The organism is Chryseobacterium sp. P1-3 (assembly GCF_000738495.1).
Classification (GTDB): domain Bacteria; phylum Bacteroidota; class Bacteroidia; order Flavobacteriales; family Weeksellaceae; genus Chryseobacterium; species Chryseobacterium gallinarum.
The window spans coordinates 15,587-34,580 of sequence record NZ_JPEQ01000003.1; the positions used below are offsets into that span (position 1 = coordinate 15,587).

General features: G+C 37.2%; 10 protein-coding genes and 3 pseudogenes. 8 read left to right on the forward strand and 5 right to left on the reverse strand.

The features are described 5' to 3' along the window. Positions 1–181: 181 nt before the first annotated feature. The 4 genes and pseudogenes from topA to HX13_RS02145 all read right to left on the reverse strand — a co-directional run bounded on the left by topA (position 182) and on the right by HX13_RS02145 (position 8,118). The gene (topA, locus tag HX13_RS02130) at positions 182–2,701 is read right to left on the reverse strand and encodes a type I DNA topoisomerase (RefSeq protein WP_128572160.1); all 2,520 of its coding nucleotides are present in this window, start codon (positions 2,699–2,701) and stop codon (positions 182–184) included. A gap of 260 nt (positions 2,702–2,961) precedes the next feature. Continuing rightward, on the reverse strand, positions 2,962–6,339 hold the full coding sequence (locus HX13_RS02135) for a T9SS type A sorting domain-containing protein (protein ID WP_050019729.1): 3,378 nt from the start codon (positions 6,337–6,339) through the stop codon (positions 2,962–2,964). A 280-nt stretch (positions 6,340–6,619) separates the two neighbouring features. Continuing rightward, positions 6,620–7,760: pseudogene (locus HX13_RS02140) on the reverse strand (EpsG family protein). A 1-nt stretch (position 7,761) separates the two neighbouring features. After that, entirely contained in the window at positions 7,762–8,118 is a 357-nt protein-coding gene (locus HX13_RS02145; RefSeq protein ID WP_050019730.1) for a hypothetical protein, read from the reverse strand. A gap of 194 nt (positions 8,119–8,312) precedes the next feature. Between HX13_RS02145 and HX13_RS02150 the strand changes: the two genes are divergently transcribed. Genes HX13_RS02150 through HX13_RS02170 form a run of 7 tightly spaced genes read left to right on the forward strand, consistent with a single transcriptional unit; the run spans position 8,313 to position 14,945 of the window. Continuing rightward, complete coding sequence (locus HX13_RS02150) at positions 8,313–11,966, forward strand: MMPL family transporter (protein WP_050019731.1); 3,654 nt, start codon at positions 8,313–8,315, stop codon at positions 11,964–11,966. A gap of 42 nt (positions 11,967–12,008) precedes the next feature. After that, positions 12,009–12,182 (forward strand): hypothetical protein, encoded by a 174-nt coding sequence (locus HX13_RS23185; protein WP_238554965.1) that lies wholly within the window; start codon positions 12,009–12,011, stop codon positions 12,180–12,182. Beyond that, positions 12,166–12,483, forward strand: coding sequence for a hypothetical protein (locus tag HX13_RS23190; protein ID WP_238554966.1), 318 nt, complete (start codon positions 12,166–12,168; stop codon positions 12,481–12,483). Before HX13_RS23185 ends, HX13_RS23190 begins: the two co-directional genes overlap by 17 nt. After that, a complete protein-coding gene (locus HX13_RS23195; protein ID WP_238554967.1) occupies positions 12,467–12,925 on the forward strand; it encodes a hypothetical protein in 459 nt (152 codons plus the stop codon). The genes HX13_RS23190 and HX13_RS23195 overlap by 17 nt, the downstream gene beginning before the upstream one ends. A 1-nt stretch (position 12,926) precedes the next feature. Beyond that, positions 12,927–14,066: a beta-ketoacyl-ACP synthase III gene (locus HX13_RS02160; protein WP_050019732.1), complete on the forward strand. Its 1,140-nt coding sequence runs from the start codon at positions 12,927–12,929 to the stop codon at positions 14,064–14,066. After that, on the forward strand, positions 14,066–14,497 hold the full coding sequence (locus HX13_RS02165; RefSeq protein ID WP_050019733.1) for a FabZ: 432 nt from the start codon (positions 14,066–14,068) through the stop codon (positions 14,495–14,497). The genes HX13_RS02160 and HX13_RS02165 overlap by 1 nt, the downstream gene beginning before the upstream one ends. A gap of 4 nt (positions 14,498–14,501) precedes the next feature. Then, entirely contained in the window at positions 14,502–14,945 is a 444-nt protein-coding gene (locus tag HX13_RS02170) for an ABC transporter permease (RefSeq protein WP_050019734.1), read from the forward strand. 285 nt (positions 14,946–15,230) lie between these two features. On the opposite strand, the pseudogene HX13_RS26235 reads toward HX13_RS02170, so the two are convergent. After that, positions 15,231–18,111, reverse strand: a pseudogene (locus HX13_RS26235) (M16 family metallopeptidase). A 430-nt stretch (positions 18,112–18,541) separates the two neighbouring features. Here HX13_RS26235 and HX13_RS02180 point away from each other — a divergent pair. Beyond that, positions 18,542–18,947, forward strand: a pseudogene (locus HX13_RS02180) (hypothetical protein). Positions 18,948–18,994: the final 47 nt, after the last annotated feature.

The following is an 18,994-nucleotide window of genomic DNA, read 5'->3' on the forward strand; positions in this document are numbered from 1 at the left end:
TGAGTATGTATAATTTATTAATTGCTTGATGCAACAAACATACAAAAAACCATAGCAACTTGCCACCATATATTGTTTTTGTTCATAAAAAAAACCGTCAACAAAATTGTTAACGGTTTTATTCATTATAAGATATAATTATTTCTTCTTAGCTGCAGGCTTTTTTGCTGCTGTAGTTTTTTTAGCAGTTGTTGCTTTTTTTGCTGTCGGCTTTTTTCTTTTCTGCAAAGGCATTTTTATCCTGATCAGTGATCCATTTTTTCACCTCATCCAGAGAAATTTCCTTCAGCTCTTCAGCATCGTATTTTGTCTCATCTTTTTTCTTTGGAATCTTGAACATGGCTTTCCCAAATTTGATGAAAGGTCCCCATCTTCCGTTTTCAATGGAGATTTTTTCTTTTTCCCATTGTTGGATATACCGGTTGGCTTCTTTTTCAAGCTTGGCATCAATCAGTTCATCAATATCGCTTTGAGAAAGATTGTCAAAATTATATTTTTTCGGAACATTCACAAAAATGTCTCTATATTTAATGAACGGACCGAATCTACCGGTTCCTTTAGTTACCGGCTCTCCTTTATAGGTAGCGATCGGGGCGTCTGCTTTTTTCTTTTCATTGATAATTTCTTCCGCTCTGTTCTGATCTACGGAAAGCGGATCTTCTCCTTTAGGAATACTGATGAAAGTCTCTCCCCATTTCACATAAGGTCCGAATCTTCCTACGCCCACAGAAACCGGATGCCCTTCAAATTCTTTAAGATCAAATGGTAATTTAAATAATTCCAGTGCTTCTTCAAGAGTAATGGTAGCAATATTCTGCCCTGCCATCAATGACGCAAAAATTGGTTTTTCTTCATCATCCGTTTCACCGATCTGAATCATTGCTCCAAATCTTCCGATTCTGGCGTGGACATTTTTGCCTGTTTTAGGGTCTATCCCCAGCAATCTGTCTCCTGTTGCGCGGTCGGCATTTTCTTCTACATCTTCAATTCTCGGGTGGAATTTGGAGTAAAAATCAGTCATCATTTCTTTCCACTTCTGATCACCATTAGCAATCTCATCAAAGCCTTCTTCTACTCTTGCTGTAAATCCATAATCTAAAATTTCCCTGAAATTATCAGTTAAAAAATCATTCACAACTTCTCCTATATCGGTTGGAACGAATTTATTTTTATCCCCTCCAAACTTTTCATCCAGAACCACTTTCCTTATCTGATCTTTTACTAAAGACATTTTGATCACCTCACGGGTTTGCGGTTCAATTTCTCTTTTATCCACATACTCTCTGTTTTGAATGGTCTGAATAGTAGGGGCATAAGTGGACGGACGTCCGATACCTAATTCTTCCAGTTTTCTTACCAGTCCGGCTTCGGTATATCTTGCACTTGGCCTCGTAAACTTTTCAGTAGCAGTAATACTTTTATAGTTCAATATTTCTCCTACACTTACCTTTGGCAATAATTTTTCATTGTTTTCTTCATCATCATCTTCTGTCTTTACAATACCATAAGCTTTCAGGAAACCGTCAAAAATGATCACCTCTCCCTGTGCTTCAAAATGGTGCGGTAAGGATTTGTTACCGATTTCGATAACTGTTTTTTCAATTTTGGCGTTTGCCATCTGAGAGGCAAGGGTTCTCCTGTATATTAACTGATACAATTTATTCAGCTGGGCATCACCAATGCTCTTCACTCCGAAATCCGTAGGGCGGATCGCTTCGTGAGCTTCCTGTGCTGAAGCTGATTTTGTGGTATAATTTCTTGGTGAAGAGTATTCTGCTCCATATTCGGAGATAATTTGCTTTTTCGCACCTTCAATTGCTTCCTGGGAAAGATTGACCGAGTCTGTTCTCATATAGGTAATAAATCCTTCTTCATATAATCTCTGTGCCAGACGCATGGTGTTCGTCACATTATATCCCAATCTGGAAGAAGCTTCCTGCTGTAGTGTAGAGGTTGTAAATGGGGCAGAAGCAGAACGTGTTCCAGGTTTTGTTTCAACATTCAGAACTTTGAATTCTGTAGTTTTTGCCTGTTCAAGAAATCTTTCAGCTTCTTCTTCTTTTTCGAAATCCTTTTTAAGCTTGGCTGCAATTTCCTGTTCTGTCTTATTTAAGAATATCCCATCCAGTTTGAAACTTGCCCTGGGTACAAATTCACGGATTTCTTTTTCTCTTTCTACAATCAGTCTTACCGCTACCGATTGTACTCTACCTGCTGACAATCCTGGTTTTACTTTTTTCCATAAAACCGGTGACATTTCAAAACCTACAATCCTATCCAATACTCTTCTTGCCTGTTGGGCATTTACCAGGTTTTGATCAATATCCCTGGGATTTTCAATGGCTTTTAGAATGGCATTTTTAGTAATCTCGTGAAAGACAATCCTTTTCCTGTTCTCAGGTTTCAGCTTCAGCTCATCTGCCAGATGCCAGGCAATAGCTTCTCCTTCGCGGTCTTCATCGGAAGCCAGCCATACCATGTCAGCTTTTTTTACTGCAGCCTTTAATTCTGTTACTAATTTCTTTTTGTCTGCTGAAACTTCGTAATCTGGGCTAAAAGTGGCAAGGTCTATCCCCATTCCTTTTTTAGGCAAGTCCCGGATATGCCCGAAACTGGATTTCACTTCAAAATCCTTTCCTAAATATTTCTGAATAGTTTTTGCTTTTGCCGGGGACTCTACGATTACTAAATTTTTCGACATTCTAAAAATTTTTTTTGCAAAAAGTAAAGCTTTTTTTATTATATACTTTTTGTTGTATTTGTTTAATTTATCAATCAGAAGGGTTTACATGGCGTACCGACAGGCATTTGCCGGCTAACCAAGTCCTTTATACTGTATGTTTTAGCGTGTTATTTGTTTGTTTATATTGATGATATAGAATTTTTCATCGATAGCAATAGACGCAGAAAATGTGTATCCAAAATAAATTTCAGGTATTGCCTGCCTGTTCATTCAGAAAGTTATTTTTTTATAAATTTTATGACGGCTTCAGAATTATTTATTCTCATTACATAAATTCCCGGAATTAAAGAGGCAATATCCGCTTGTTTATTTTGAAACTTTCCCTGTTTCACAAGTTGCCCTACCACGTTATAAATATCATAATAGTAGTCCTTATTTTCAGAGGTGCCGATATAAAGCACATTTGTAGCCGGATTAGGAAACACATTTATTCCATTGTCCCGGGTTTTGCTTTCTGCCTCAGAAGTATTTAATACAGGACCTCCGGCACTGACAGGTATTCTTGACGCAGGTCCTTCTTCATTTTCGTTAACGTCATATTCTATTTTTACGCATCTGCAACTCATTCCAAAATAAGGATCATTATTATCGTGAAAAGCAATCATACGATTAGCTGAAGAAGCGGCATCGAAAAGCACATTCACCGGTCTTCCCAGGTAATTTGAAACCAGGGCACCGGTCCAGATTCCCGGATATTGAAAATTAACCGTAGTAAAGGTTCCCTGAGCTGGTTGATTAGACAAAACATTTCTGAATCCCCGTGATCCTGAATTAGGATAATTTCCTGTATTGTATGAAGGATCAATAAACATATATCCAATCGTAGATGTAGTTGAAGGGTTTCTTACCCTAAGTCCGGCATAATCTGTGATAAGATTATAAGAAGCCGCAATATTTTTATCTTTTCTATACCAGGGAGTCTGGCCAAAATCCAAACCTGAAACCAATGCTACATTCGTAACATCCGGAATTCTCCATCCTTCAGGGCACGGATCAAAAGGAGACTTTTCACCTCCTCTTCCCCACCTGTCCGGTGCCAGATTAGGTTCAGCAGCCAGCCAGTCAGTACCATTGGTATAATTAGGTACACTGCTGTTGAAAGAGGCCCATGTGCTTGGAATCATGTATACCAAAGGGTTTTTAACAGAATAAGATAATATTTTAGCAATTTTGTCCCCTGGCTTGTCTGTAGTTTGTACGTTTGCAGTTGCAGCATATGTATTGTAAGGTATAATGTAATTTCCCGGCAAGCTATTATACACAGCTGGTGTCAACGCTGTATAAGTAATTGCTCCGTTAGATGATACTGTTCCTAAAAACACATTGTACGAGCTTCTGTTATCAGCATTTTGAAATATAGGAACAGGATCTTTTCTGCCCCATTGATAATGCAGGCCTGTGGATGCCCGTATTTTTGCTAATTCTGCTGCAGTAGGGGTAAGAGGGTTTACTACAATGGGAAATGAATCCAGAGCCCCTAAGTTTCTGTCCATAAAAACAGTTTGCAATGCTACATCCGCTTTATTCACATAATTGATATACTTTACCGCTTCCGGAGCAGGAAGCTCCGTGGTATAGGTATAGGATTGCAGAGGGGTATCCGTGATCCAGATATGCCAGCTCCAATAAACAGGATTTGAAATACTGCCATTATGTAAGGTCAATACTGCATTTCCGCTTTGATTAGGGGCAATCTCCAAAGAAATTCTGGTATTGGCAAGCTCCTGAAGTGAAGATGGAGAAGGGCTCGCCACTGTAACCTTACTGATCAGATTTGTATTTGTTGTCCAGAGTACATTTGCTTTTAAATTATTGAAATTTGAAACATTCAGGATCTCTGTATTATTCAGTAACTGGCTCTGTACTGCAAATGCTTTGGTTACCGGAATTTCAATTACCATGGGGGTAGTACTCTTAACGGCCTGGTAAGTATTGGGGTTATTAATTCCTTCCCTGAATTCCGTAACCAAAGGCAGGTATTCTGTTGGAAAATCATAATCATTGACAACGTATAATGGGTCTTTTATACATCTGCAGCCATTGGCATCCGAAGTATACATGCCTGCCAATGGGAAATAAAAATATCTCCCTTTAATATCCGGGTAATTAGGATCCGGAACATCCGGCTGTGTTTTATCCGGAATCATGGTTAATCCTCTCGCTCCTACTGATGGTGTGGCATCAAAATGCCTGGTCATAGTAGCTGTCCATAATGCAACATGATGCTGGTCACTGTATTGTCCCAAATGGGCAGATCTGATCAGCTGTCCGTTCCCTGGGAAAAGTCCCATATTATATCCTCCGACATTTGACAGATCAAACCCCATATTAGGATATACTTTAAAGCCAGCCATAAAGCCGGGAACTCCTGTATCTGTTGGCTTAACAATATGGTATTTACTGGCTTCAAAAGCATTTTTGTTCATATCTGTCCTGAGCCCGAAAGGTGAAAAGTCAATCCTGATATCATCAATATAAGTGGAAGAAGCCAGATTGGCTACCAGCATAGAGGGCACTCTCCATCCGTTAGGGCAAGGGTCATAAGGAGATTTATCCCTGTAAGGTCTGGCACTGGCATCATTGTTATAGCCGGGCTCTATTTTTCCTTGTGAATTATCTGACCATAGATTTAACTCCGAGAGCCTGTTATCCGGCAAGTCTGTTGTTTTTCCAAACCAATTGACCGGTAGATTTGGGTTATTGTTATAATAGGCCTGTCCGGAATTATCATCTTTATTAACGTAGATCAGACTCAAAGGGTTCTTTATTGAAAGCCGGATATTGTTGGTAACTGTTGCATTGGAAAGCAGAACTGTTTTCGTGAGATTGTCAATACTCTGTGCATTTACAAAATTCTTCGCACCTCTGTGCCTTATACGACCTATAGACCCTGAAACTTCATAAAAATCATTTCCCCGGGTTACCAATGGCGGAACGGGGTCTTTCCTTCCCCATTGATAGAGAAGCCCCGTATTTCTGTTCCAGTCTGAGGAAGTAATAAAACCTGTAAGGGCTCCAAGATTTCTATCCATCCACTTCCAGTCTGCATCGGGAATTACTTCAATAGTACCGTCTGATTTTTGCCTTTTAAGGTTATTAAAGCTTTTATAGGAAGGCCCGTTAGTAGGGTCATCAGTTACCCAGATATGCCAGCTCCAATAAATTTCTCCATTAATTTTAAAAGCAATCACTGCGTTTCCTTCTTTAGCTTTATTAATCGGCACTTTTATTTTTGCTGTCGGGCCTGAGCCTAAAATTTCCAATGTATAATTTATTCCTGATTTAATCAGTCCATGCTCATCTTCCCATAGCACTTCTGCCGTCGCTGTTCCTGCCGGAATACCATTGCCATTAATATAATCACCTCCTTCCCACATTGCATAGGCCTTTCTTACCGGAATAAGGAGTCCCTCACTATTGAGAGAAGGATCAAAAATATAACTGTTCGGAGCTTTCCTCCAATCAGGGAGTAAAACCGGAGCTGCATTGATAAATTTCCGATGCAATGAGTCTGTTTTCCCGACATTAGCTTTAAAACATATTCCTGTTAATAGCAGAAAAGAAACGGCTACAAACTTTTTAATTAACCTTTTCATAATCTATGGATTTGTAAGTACAGTTACCGGAGTACAACATTTAAGCCTACATCAATAAAAACAGATTTATTTTATAAATAAATATAACATATTCAAATTATAATATAAATAATTTAAATTTAAATCATTACAAATAAACAATAATCATCAAATGAAAATAAAGGATTCAGTCAGGGTTTGTTAAAAAAGCCTGACTGAATAAATATTAATCAGTACAATTATCTTACAAAGCAAAAAGACAGCTCCTCAAAGCTGTCTTTAATTTATAGGTATCAATAATTTACGGGAGTAAATGGTTTTGATAAAGATCAATGGTAAACCTTCCCGCTCTAATGTTATTAAACGTTGAGAAAACCACAAAGTTGAAAACTACCAATGTAATAATAAATGCATAAATCATATTTCTGACCCTTCCTGAAACAACGTACATTGCGTTAGGAATGATAATATAGGAGAATCCGACAAATGCTCCCACCAAACGGGATGAAAATATGGGATTATTTCTAAAGATAAAGTAAAAGCATATTCCGATAACGGCATAATTCCTGTGGTATTCATAATAGGGATACAGCTCCTTCATCTTGGTATCAAAAACAAAAAGGAAGAATGTCAGAATGGCCATCATGGCTTCAGGAATTCCGAAACCTCCGTTTATTCTCTGTACAGTTTCATCCATATATCCGTTAAAACCGTCTACAAGTGAACTTTCCTCAGCCATTCCGGATAAAAAGTTTCCGAAAAACCTATACACCTCAAACGGAGACAGGAAGACAGACCCGATAATCAAAATCAACATAATGGTTTTGTTTAACGGAACTCTTGCCAGCCAGTACATTGGTAAAAACAAATAACAGACACTATGTATACCCGATCCCAAAAATATAAAAAACAGATAATGCCAGAGTTTCCGTTCTTTAATATAGCGTATCGCAAAATAAACCATAAAAGTTCCCAGATTCTGTCTTATCTGCCCGCTTTCCCCAATAAAAAAAGTTGGGAATAAACATAAACAAAGTAAACGTAAACGGATAAAAAGTATTATCCTCAGTATATTCCACTTTAAAGATAATGGCAAAGATGGCAATTATCAGCGTCAATACATAATAAGGGGCATTGAAAATATTGAGGAGTATCTTATTAATCAAAGTATACAGCCATTCTACATCCAGGGTTTCTGTACCCTCCAGATGAAGCATCTTCATAAAGATACTATAGTAGCTTTTTGTATCAGAATAAATATAGATTCCAAGATAACTTCCGTAATCAGGGCCTACCTGATTCCTAAGTCCGGCCAGAATGATCAGATAAATCCCCAGGAACCAGAACCACTTTTTATCTACTTTCTTCCCGAAAACCTCCCGAATACTGAAGATCAGCATATAGATAATCGCAATAATATAATATGGATGTAATAAACTCATGCTAAGCTTCTGCTATTTTTTTTACTGATAATACACGATTATAATTCCTGTCAAAATTAGAGGAAAACAAGTAATCATAAGAAGGCAAGATATTGAAAAAAAGATATTTTTCAAAAACAACTTTATTTAATGGGCTGGAGAAATTCCGGCTGATATAAAAAACTTCTATAAAGGCTGTTTTTTTCTGTTCTATTACGGTCCGCAATCCTGATGAAAACAGAAGGTCCCAAATTTTTTCTGAGGTTTTTAACCTGGTACAGATAGATCCGAAGCTGTAATAAGACATGGCAAACAGCAGAAGCGGAAGTTCTATCATCAATAGAAATCCGTTTATTTTTTCATCATTTTTTTTCAACATATCTAAACAGATTCTTATTTTCTTAATAATAATTGTGGTTTAAAATACATTTCATTAAAAGGGAACTTTTGCAAAAGTAGAATTTTTTTTTTATTCTGCCTAGAATATTTTATTGATTTTCAGTTAAAACTTATAGCATACTATTTTGAACTAATACTTAAAAATTTAAATTTGCAGACTTGATTAACCATGTAATGCATCGATTTTTTATATTTTTATATTATCTGATTTCCGGAAACAGGATTATTTCTGTATTTACTGCATTAGGAATAACCTTGTTGTGCCTTTTCTTTGCTTCAAAAATCAACTTTGAGGAAGATATCAATCAGATTATTCCCAAAAATGAAAAATCTGATCTTACCGCCAAAGTTCTTAAGCAACTTAATTTTTCGGACAAAATTATCGTAATTATCGAAAATCAATCCGCTGAAAACGATTTTCAGCTTTCTGAAACTGCAGATACTTTCTTGCAAAAAATTGAGCCCCTTCAAACATACATAGCTTCGGTCCAGGGGAAAGTAAATGAGCAGGAAATCTCGGAAACCTTTGATTTTGTCAACCAAAACCTGCCTTTATTTCTGAACGGGGATGATTATAAACAAATTGAGCAAAAGCTTCAAAAAGACAGCATTGCCAGACAGGTTGAGAGTAATTATGTCTCATTGGTATCACCTGCCAGCCTGGTTACAAAAGAATTTATCAAAAAAGATCCGCTAGGCCTTACCTTTTTAGGAATCAAAAAACTGAATGCCCTTAATATCAGTAAGGATTTTAAGCTTGAAGACAGCTATATCGTTACTAAAGACGGCAAGAACCTATTGCTCTTTATCGATCCAAAAAACAAAAGCAATGACACCAAATCCAATGAGCATTTTATCAATCAGCTTAACATAATAAAAGAGAGTATCAACAAACAATTCAGAGGGAAAACCGAGATCAGTTACTTCGGATCACCGGTTATTGCTGTTGCCAATGCCCAACAGATTAAAAAAGATATTCAGAATACAGTAATGATTTCCATGACTGTACTTTTGATATTACTGATCTATTATTTCAGAAACCTCTTTACTCCGGTTATTGTTTTCCTGCCCACTGTATTTTCTGTTTTACTGGCATTATTGGTTTTATATTTTATCAAGGATAAAATTTCTGCCATTTCATTAAGTGTGGGTGCCATTCTCATTGGGATTACCATTGATTATGCTTTACATATCCTTACTCATTATAAGCACAATAACAATATTGAAGAACTTTATAAAGAGATCACCCAACCCATCATATTAAGCAGTGCTACAACTGCTGTATCATTTTTATGCCTGATATTCGTGCGTTCCGAGGCGTTAAAAGATTTAGGCCTATTTGCTGCCATCACAGTCATTTTATCTTCTATCACAGCTTTAATTATCGTACCTCAGCTTTATCATCCTAAGCATGCAGAGGAAAAACTTAATACCAACTTTATTGATAAAATTGGCTCTTATCCTTATGAGAAAAACAAACCGCTAATTATCGGGTGCTCCATCATTATCCTCGCCTGCCTGTTTGGTTTCAGACACGTAAAGTTCAATGAAGATATCGGAGACCTCAATTACATTCCTAAAGAACTAAAAATCAGTGAAGCAAAACTTCAAAAGCTATCTGATATCACTTCAAAATCTATTTATACAATCTCGTACGGAAATTCTGAGGAAGAAGCTTTAGCCAGAAATTCACAATTGAGCGGTTTTCTTGAGAAAGAGAAAAAAGAAGGCAAAATTCTAAGCTATAATTCCATTGGGAATATTGTACTTTCTGAAAAAGACCAGCAAAAGAAAATTGCAGAATGGCAGCACTTCTGGAATCGTAATAAAAAGCAGGAGGTCCTCTCTGAATTGATTAATAACGGGAACAAATTCGGATTCAACAGTGCGGCCTTCGATCATTTCAACGAAACCCTTTATAAAGATTATTCCACACTGAGCCTTAAAGATTATGAGCAGGTAAAGGCCTTGCAAATTCCAGAATTTCTGAGCAATGAAAAGGGTTTCTATACGGTTTCCAATGTTGTAAAAGTGGATGAGCATAAGAGGGATGCTTTTATTAAAGATATTGAGAAAAAACATGACGTACTGGCCATTGACCGTCAGCAGATGAATGAAAATTTCCTGGGGTTATTAAAAAGGGACTTCAATACCCTGATCAATTATTCCCTGCTGGCTATTATTCTTACCATCATCGTGTTCTTCAGGAATTTTGAGCTTACCATTCTTACCATGTTTCCGATTGTTTTAACGGGAGTGGTAACTGCGGGCATTCTTTATTTTCTCGGACTGGAACTGAATATTTTCAGCACTGTAGTTTGTACATTAGTCTTTGGAGTAGGTGACGATTTTAGCATTTTCCTTACCCAGGCAATGCAAAAAGAACACACAACCGGTAAAAATGAATTGCCTACCTACAGAATATCAATTATCCTGGCTGTTTTCACTACAATCCTTTCCATTGGTTCCTTGATTTTTGCCAAACATCCAGCCCTGCATTCCCTGGCTTTGGTAGCTTTGATCGGAATGTTCTCGGTAATTATCATTACTTCTACCCTATACCCTTTCTGGTTCAGGCTGCTCATTACCAACCGGGCTAAAAAGGGACTCTCCCCGATTACCCTGAGACTGTTTTTGCATTCCGTGCTATCGTTCGTTTACTATGGTTTGGGAGGCTTTTTATTTTCAGTTTTCGGAAGCTTCTTTGTAAAAAACTCTAAAGGCAGGACGCTGGATATCATCAAGCTGATTTTAGCAAAATTCCTGACGTCCGTACTGTATTCCAACCCTTTTGTAAAGAAAAGGGTTATTAAAAACAACTCTGAAGATTTTAGCAAACCGGCTGTCATCATTGCGAACCATACGTCTTTTCTGGATACTCTTGCCATTGCCATGACAACCCATAAGATTATTTATCTGGTGAATGACTGGGTATACCAGTCTCCTGTTTTTGGGAAACTGGTGAGGGCATTGGGTTTTTATCCGGTTTCACAAGGTATTGAAAACGGGATGGATCAGCTGAAAGAGAAGATTGACCAAGGGTATTCTCTGGTAGTGTTTCCTGAAGCTGAACGTTCTTACACTAACGATGTTAAAAGATTCCATAAGGGTGCATTCTACCTTGCAGAACAATTCGGGTTAGACATTCTTCCTCTTTATATCCATGGAAATTCTGAAGTGCTTCCTAAAGGCGACTTCATTATCTATGATGGAAGTATTACGGTAAAAGTAGGGGGCAGAATCAGTAAAGATGATGTAAGCTTTGGAAAAAATTATTCAGAAAGGACAAAAAAAATCAATGCTTATTTCAGGACTGAATTTGCCAGACTGAGGGAAGAACTTGAGGATGAGAATTATTTTAAAAAGAAATTATTCCTAAGTTATTTATATAAGAATACTGAAGTAGTACAGGAAGTAAAAAATGACTTCAACATTAATAAATGTGTTTATTTCGAACTGAATAAACACATTTCCAGGGATGCCCATATTTTGCATATAGCAGATGATTTTGGGCAAAAAGATGCTTTACTGACCCTTTACCAGGCAAGCAGAAAAATATTTTCCTTTATTCAGGATGGGGAAAAGAGGGCAACGGCTGAACATAATTACCTGGTTAAGAAAAGGAAAATACAATATATAAAAGAACTGTCTGAGGTGAATAAGAATATTGATGTTCTTTTGATTTCTGATGATCGTTTCGATATAAACAAAATTCAATCACTTCCTGAAACCATCATTTTTATCAATATCAAAAATGCTGTAATAGAAAGTGCTGATTATACATTAATTTTCAGCTCTGAATCATTAAAAGTATTTAAAAGCAAATAATACATATGAAAAACATATTTTTGTAAACGCTAAAAAATATTAATGAAAAAAAATATACTTGTAATATATTATTCTCAAACCGGCCAGTTGGAGGAAATTGTGAGAAATATAGCCAGGTCTTTTGAATCCAGAAAGGAGGAATATGATATTACCTATTATAACATCCGGCTGAAGGAAGATTTTCCTTTTCCCTGGCCGGGTGACGTTTTTTTTTAATACATTTCCGGAATCTTACCTGCAGATTCCCAAAGAGATCTTTCCTCCTTCAGAAGAGGTATTGAATAAAAAATATGACCTTATCCTGTTCGGATATCAGGTATGGTATCTTACACCTTCTATTCCTATTATTTCATTCCTGAAGAGTGGCTATGCAGAAAAGATCCTTAAGGACACTCCTGTTGTTACCATTTCCGCAACAAGAAATATGTGGATGCTTTCCCAGGAAAAACTGAAAGTATATTTAAAAAAATCTTCAGGCAAAGCTTGTTGGAAATATTGCATTGGTAGACCGACATGACAATTATACAAGTGTACTGACAATTCTTAGATGGCTTACTACAGGAAAGAAAGAAAAATCAGGCCTACTTCCTGCTGCCGGAGTTTCTGATGAAGAAATTGCGGGTTCTGTAAAATATGGAGATATCATTGAAAAACACTTTAAAAATAATGACATGAGCCATTTGCAGCCAGACCTGGTGAAAAATGGTGCTGTTGAGATCCGTCCATTTCTGGTACGGGTGGAAAAGGTAGGAAATAAAATTTTTACCGTATGGTCTAACCTGATTATCAAGAAAAAAGAGAAACGTCCATTGCTGATAAAATTCTTTAAGGTATATTTGATGGCAGCGATCTGGATTATTTCACCAATCGTTTTAGTATTACATTTGCTTACAACCCCAATATTTTGGGCTAAAAGACAAAAACAAAAAAGTTATTTACAAGGAATTAATTTAAAATAGAATGTACGACGTATTTATAACAAAGGCTTCAAAATATTTACCTAATGAGCCGGTATCGAATGCTGAAATGGAGACATATCTTGGGCTTATCAATGACGCTCCTTCTAAAGCAAAATCACTTATTTTAAGAAATAATAAAATTACAACAAGATATTACGCTTTAGATAAGGAAGGAAATCCTACCCACTCGAATGCACAGCTTACAGCAAAAGCTATTGAAGGCCTTTTTGATGAAAATTTCAGGAAGGAAGACATGAAATTACTATCAGTAGGAACCACTTCTCCGGACCAGATTCAACCATCACATGCTTCTATGGTGCATGGTGAACTGAACATTGGGAAATCTATTGAGATTAATACGGCTACAGGCCTGTGCAATTCAGGAATGAATGCCTTAAATTACGGTTTCCTTTCTGTAAAAGCCGGAGTTAACGAAAATGCAGTATGTGCAGGGTCTGAAAGAATGTCTGCATGGATGACTGCTGATAAGTTCAACCACGAGGCTGAAAATTTAAAGCTATTGGAGGAAAGACCCATTATTGCTTTTAAAAGAGAGTTCCTGAGATGGATGCTGTCAGACGGAGCAGGTGCTTTCCTGCTGGAAAATAAACCAAGAGAAAACAGCACCTCTTTAAAGATAGAGTTTATTGACTTCTATTCTTACGCCCACGAAATTGAAGCCTGTATGTATGCCGGATGTGATAAACAGGAAGACGGAAGCCTGAAATCATGGGCAGACTATCCTTCAGACGAATGGCTAAAGCAGTCTATATTTGCGATCAAACAGGATACTAAAATCCTGGACCAGTATATTCTTGTAAAAGGAGCGGAAAGCTTGAGAGCCTCTTTTGATAAACATCATTTAGATCCGGAAAAAATTGATCACGTTCTGGCTCATATTTCATCAGGTTATTTTAAAGATGGCCTTAGGGAAGAGTTTGCTAAAAAAGGCATGGATTTCCCTGCAGAAAAATGGTTCTATAACCTTTCTGAGGTTGGAAACATCGGAGCAGGATCTATTTTTATTGCTCTTGAAGAACTGATGAATTCCGGAAGACTTAAAAAAGGGGAAAAAGTACTCCTTTGTGTTCCTGAAAGTGGAAGATTCGCTTACTCTTGTTCTTTATTAACAGTCTGCTAATGAAAAACAGACTGCCCACATCCGATAAAGACTTTGTGGAAAGACTTATTCCGCAACGACATCCTTTTGTAATGGTACATGAGCTTACGGAATATTCTGAAAACCATCTTATTTCTCAATTTGAAGTGAAAGAGGATAATATTTTTGTTCAGGATGGGGTTTTCCAGGCTTCGGGTCTTATTGAACACCAGGCTCAAAGTGTTGCCCTGCACACCGGATACAAGTATTATCTTTTAGGAAAAGAAGCTCCTACCGGATATATCGGTGCCATCAAATCTTTTGAGGCTGAAACCTTACCTGCAATAGGAGATCAACTAAAATCGGAGGTTACCATCCTTAATGAAATCATGGGAGTAACCCTGGTGGATATTGTTACCAAACTGAATGGTGAGATTATTGCAAGATCACAAATGAAAACCGCTGTAAAATAACTGTATGAAAACCAGGGAAGATAATATGATCAATATACATAACTTTCTACCGCATCGTGAACCTATGCTTATGGCAGATTATATTCTGGAATTAACCCGGGAGAAAGTTGTGACTTCCTTTGATATAAAGGAGGACAATATATTTGTTCATCATAATGAATTTGTTGAAGCCGGCTTAATTGAAAATCTGGCTCAGACCTGCTCCTCAATCCTTGGGCAAAACTTTTTTGAAAACCCTGGAGCCGACACCAAAGTTATCGGTTTTATTACCAGCATCAAGAAGATTGAAATTTTCGGTCTTCCTAAAGCAGGCGACACTATTATTTCCAAAGCAGAACTTATTTCTCAGTTTGAAAATATTTGTCATATCTTCTGTGAAACATTTTATAACGATGAACTACTGATCAGAGCAGATATCAACCTGTTTATCCAGGAAATCAAATCATAATGATCTATTCAAAATACATTGGAAGCTGTACATTTTTTGTACAGCTTTTAATATTTTAATATTATATGTTTTGGCTAAAGCCAATTGAATTTTTACCCATTAGGCGGGCTAAAGCCCGCCGCTATTGAATATTTAACGGACTTTCATTTATTTCCCTGCAGTATATTTCACGTGAAACATTCCCCGGATCCGTGAAACATTCATCACTAAAGAATAAGCATACTCCAACAAAAAAGATGAGACATTTCTGCCCCATCTTTTTATTGTCATTTTATCCGAAAAAGATTAATATCCGAAAATTTCTTCAAGAGACACTTCCTGGAATTCCCCCATCTTATTGATGGATTCCATATTCAGGTTTTCTTTCTTACCAATAATAGCTGTATTATATTTTACGGGCTTCACTTCGGAATTATAGAATGCTGTAAGTTTCGGTAAAGTCAGGCCTTGGATTTCAGCGTATGTATCTTTCCTAAGATCATAATCAACACCAAGTTTTTTCAGTGCCAACTGGCTAAAGAAGATATTGGTTCTGTTGATCCTGTTGGAAGCGATTTGTTTCAATGCAGATCCTTTTGCATTTTCAAATTGTGCAGGGATCTGTGGTAAAGCAACCATCAGGTCATTCATTGCATTTACTGCCAATGGCAATTTATTAGCCTGGGTTCCGATATAATTGGTAATATAATTGGCACGCCCTTTTTCCGATGCATTGGCATAAGAAACATAGGCTGAATACGCCAATGATTTACTTTCTCTGATCTCCTGGAAAACGATGGAAGACAAGCCTCTTCCGAAATACTCATTGAATACATTGGATGCACCGAAATTACTAAGATTTACATTACTTCCTTTTGCCACTTTAGCCATTTCCATCTGTACCATATCGTAATTGGTAAAATATACTTTTCCTTCTGCGGAAGGCTCTGCATATTCTTTAGCTTTAGCCGGTTGTAAACTCGCATTGACGATGTAAGGCTTTACTGCTTTTTCCAATCCGGCCTGGTCCTGTCCGTAAAGGAATACCTGATATGGATATTGGTTCAATGTTTTCACCTTTTTCATCAGCTCATTCACATCAATGCTCTGAAGACGCTCCCTGGAAACAATATCCGTCATTCTTGAATCTTTACCATATTTTGCATAATTGGAAAGCGCTGCCATGATTCTGTTTTTATCTTTTTTTAGCTGCCGCCCGTGCTTCCAGGATCGTTTTTACAGTCTGATCGTAGATTGCCTTATCTGCTTTCACATTGGTCATCCAGTGATTCATCAGTTCTATTCCTTTCTTCATATTACTTTCCAGTCCACTTAATGTAATAATGGTCTGATCATTGGAAGTACTCACATAATTGGAAATCCCTAATTTGTAAAATTCTTCCTTCAGCTGTTCCGGAGTGTATTTATCTGTACCAAGGTATTTAAATACGGTTCCTGCAATAGAAAGTTCTTTATCATTATCCGTTCCGAAAGGGAAAATATAACTTACCTGAGCGATCCCGTTATATTTATTTTTCACAAAGCTTACTGTCTTGTCCTTAATCTGTGAGGTCTGGATTGCTGTTTTATAATCAATAAATTCAGGCTTGATTTCGGCTACTTTCGCATTTAAAATATCTTTCAGGAAAGGAGACTGGGCTTCTCTGTTCAATTTGATCGGGGTAATTCCCGGATTCTCTACCCGAACCAATTTATCATTCACTCCTTTTTCTTTATAAACAACAACATAATTATCTTTAAAGAATTCATTGGCAAACTTTACAACATCAGCTTTGGTGATTTTCTCATACTGATTGATATCATCCAACTCTTGCTCCCATGACCTTTCGTTAATGTAAGCATTATAAAGCTCAGTGGCCAGTCCGTCTGCAGTTTCCCATCCCTTCATCCGCTGAACCTTCTTATCATTCACGATGGCTTCAAGCATCCAGTCCGGAAACTGCCCTTTCTTCACCAGGTCAAGCTGATCCAATAATAATTTTTTTAGCTTCATCAAAACTTTGTCCGTCTTTAGGCGTAACAGATAATCCAAAGTAACCATACATTTTGAATGGTGATTCATAAGCACTCGCTCCAAGGGTCTTTTGTTTTTGGTTAATATTAAGGTCAATCAGACCTGCACCACCCCTGTTACTCAAAATTTCAGCAATTACATCTGCTATCCTGGCTTCCTGGCTTCCATAAGAATCCGTTCTCCAGGCCATGGTCATTCTTGGTGTTGAAGGGCTCTTCACCGTTCTGGTAACGATCTTGGTCATAGGTTCCTCCGTTACCCTCTTTTTCATTGGCAGTTCTTTATATTTGAAAGAACCGAAATATTGATCAACTAATTTTATAGTTTTGTCAAAATCCAGGTCTCCCACCAGTACCACGGCCATATTGTTAGGCACATAATAAGTATCGAAATATTTATGGATAGCTACCATTGAAGGATTCTTCAAATGTTCGGATGTTCCGATTGTAGTCTGCTGCCCATTCGGATGTTTAGGGAAAAGAGCTTCCATTAAAGCATAATTGACAAGACGTCCATCATTATCCTGCGCCCTGTTGTACTCTTCATACACCGCCTCCAGTTCCGTATGGAAAAGACGCAATACCAATTCTGAAAAACGCTCTTTCTCTACCTTCAGCCATTTTTCGAGTTCATTGGAAGGAATGTTATTTTTATAAACGGTTTCATCCAGCCAGGTATGGGCATTGGTTCCCGTAGCCCCTAATGAAGAAATAGCTTTATCATATTCATTGGCGATAGCATATCCGGATGCTTCCTGGGAAACCTCATCAATTTTTTTTGTAAAGTTCCTTTTTCTTGGCCGGATCTTTTTCTGCCTTATGCTGTTCATATAGGTCGGAAATCTGCTGCAACAGCACTTTTTCTTTGGCCCAGTCCTGTGTTCCCAAACGTGAGGTTCCTTTGAAAACCATATGTTCCAGATAGTGAGCCAATCCTGTATTATCACTCGGGTCGTTATTAGAACCCGTTCTTACAGGGATGTAGGTCTGGATTCTTGGGGCATCTTCATTTTTTGCCAGATAAACCTTCAGGCCGTTTTTTAAAGTATATACCCTTACACCAGCCTGGTCGTTTTTTTACCGTTTCATAGGTATACCCCTGGGCATCGGTAAGCTTTTGTGTGTCGAATTTCTGTGCCATTACACTTAGCATACAGAAAAGCGAAGCAGAAATAAAAAAACTTTTTCATAGTTGTTATTTATTTTAATATCCAAATTTCTAAGTCATTAGTCTTATTAATCATACACTTGTTACAATTCATCTATTACACATGTAAACATTAATCACAATACTGCTATTTAAGATTAAAATCTTTCAGGTTAGTTAAACATCAGATGAAAAAACTGGAAACAATCCGAAATAGCCTAGGAAAATAAGACATCATTTTGGGCCGGAAACATTACTATATTTTACCTGAAAAATGCCGGGAATCTCTGATACAGCCGGTTTTGGGATCACATTAATACCTTCCTTTTTAATATGATTTACATATAATGTATTTTCACTATTTTAGCCACCTGATTAAAAATCAAAACAGGTGAACCCTATATTTATCTGAAATCTAAAAAATAATATTATTTAGATGAAAAAGCAAGACCTGCCTCAAGACGAAAGTAATCTAAAGTCCGCCAACATGACTGAAGTCTTGTACGTTACGGATGAAAATGATAATTATACGACAGCAAACAGCACAGGCTGGGATGCAAAAAAAAGCAGCATTGGATGAATCCATGGAGCTTATTCATGAAAGAATTGAAGAAGCCAGACAAAATGTTGCCAATAATAAGGTAAGTCCCATCGTTTATTTTATGGAACTGAATAAGATGGATTTAGGAGTGCTTTCCGCTTATGTAGGAATGTGGCAATGGAGGGTAAAAAGACACTTCCGCCCCAAAAAATTTAAAACACTGAGTGAAACCGTACTGAAAAAATATGCTGATGCATTTGGAATTTCAGTGGATGAATTAAAAAACTTCGACGGGAAATAAATGAAATAAGCATACTGTTATGTGACTTCATTTAACCAATGAAAAGA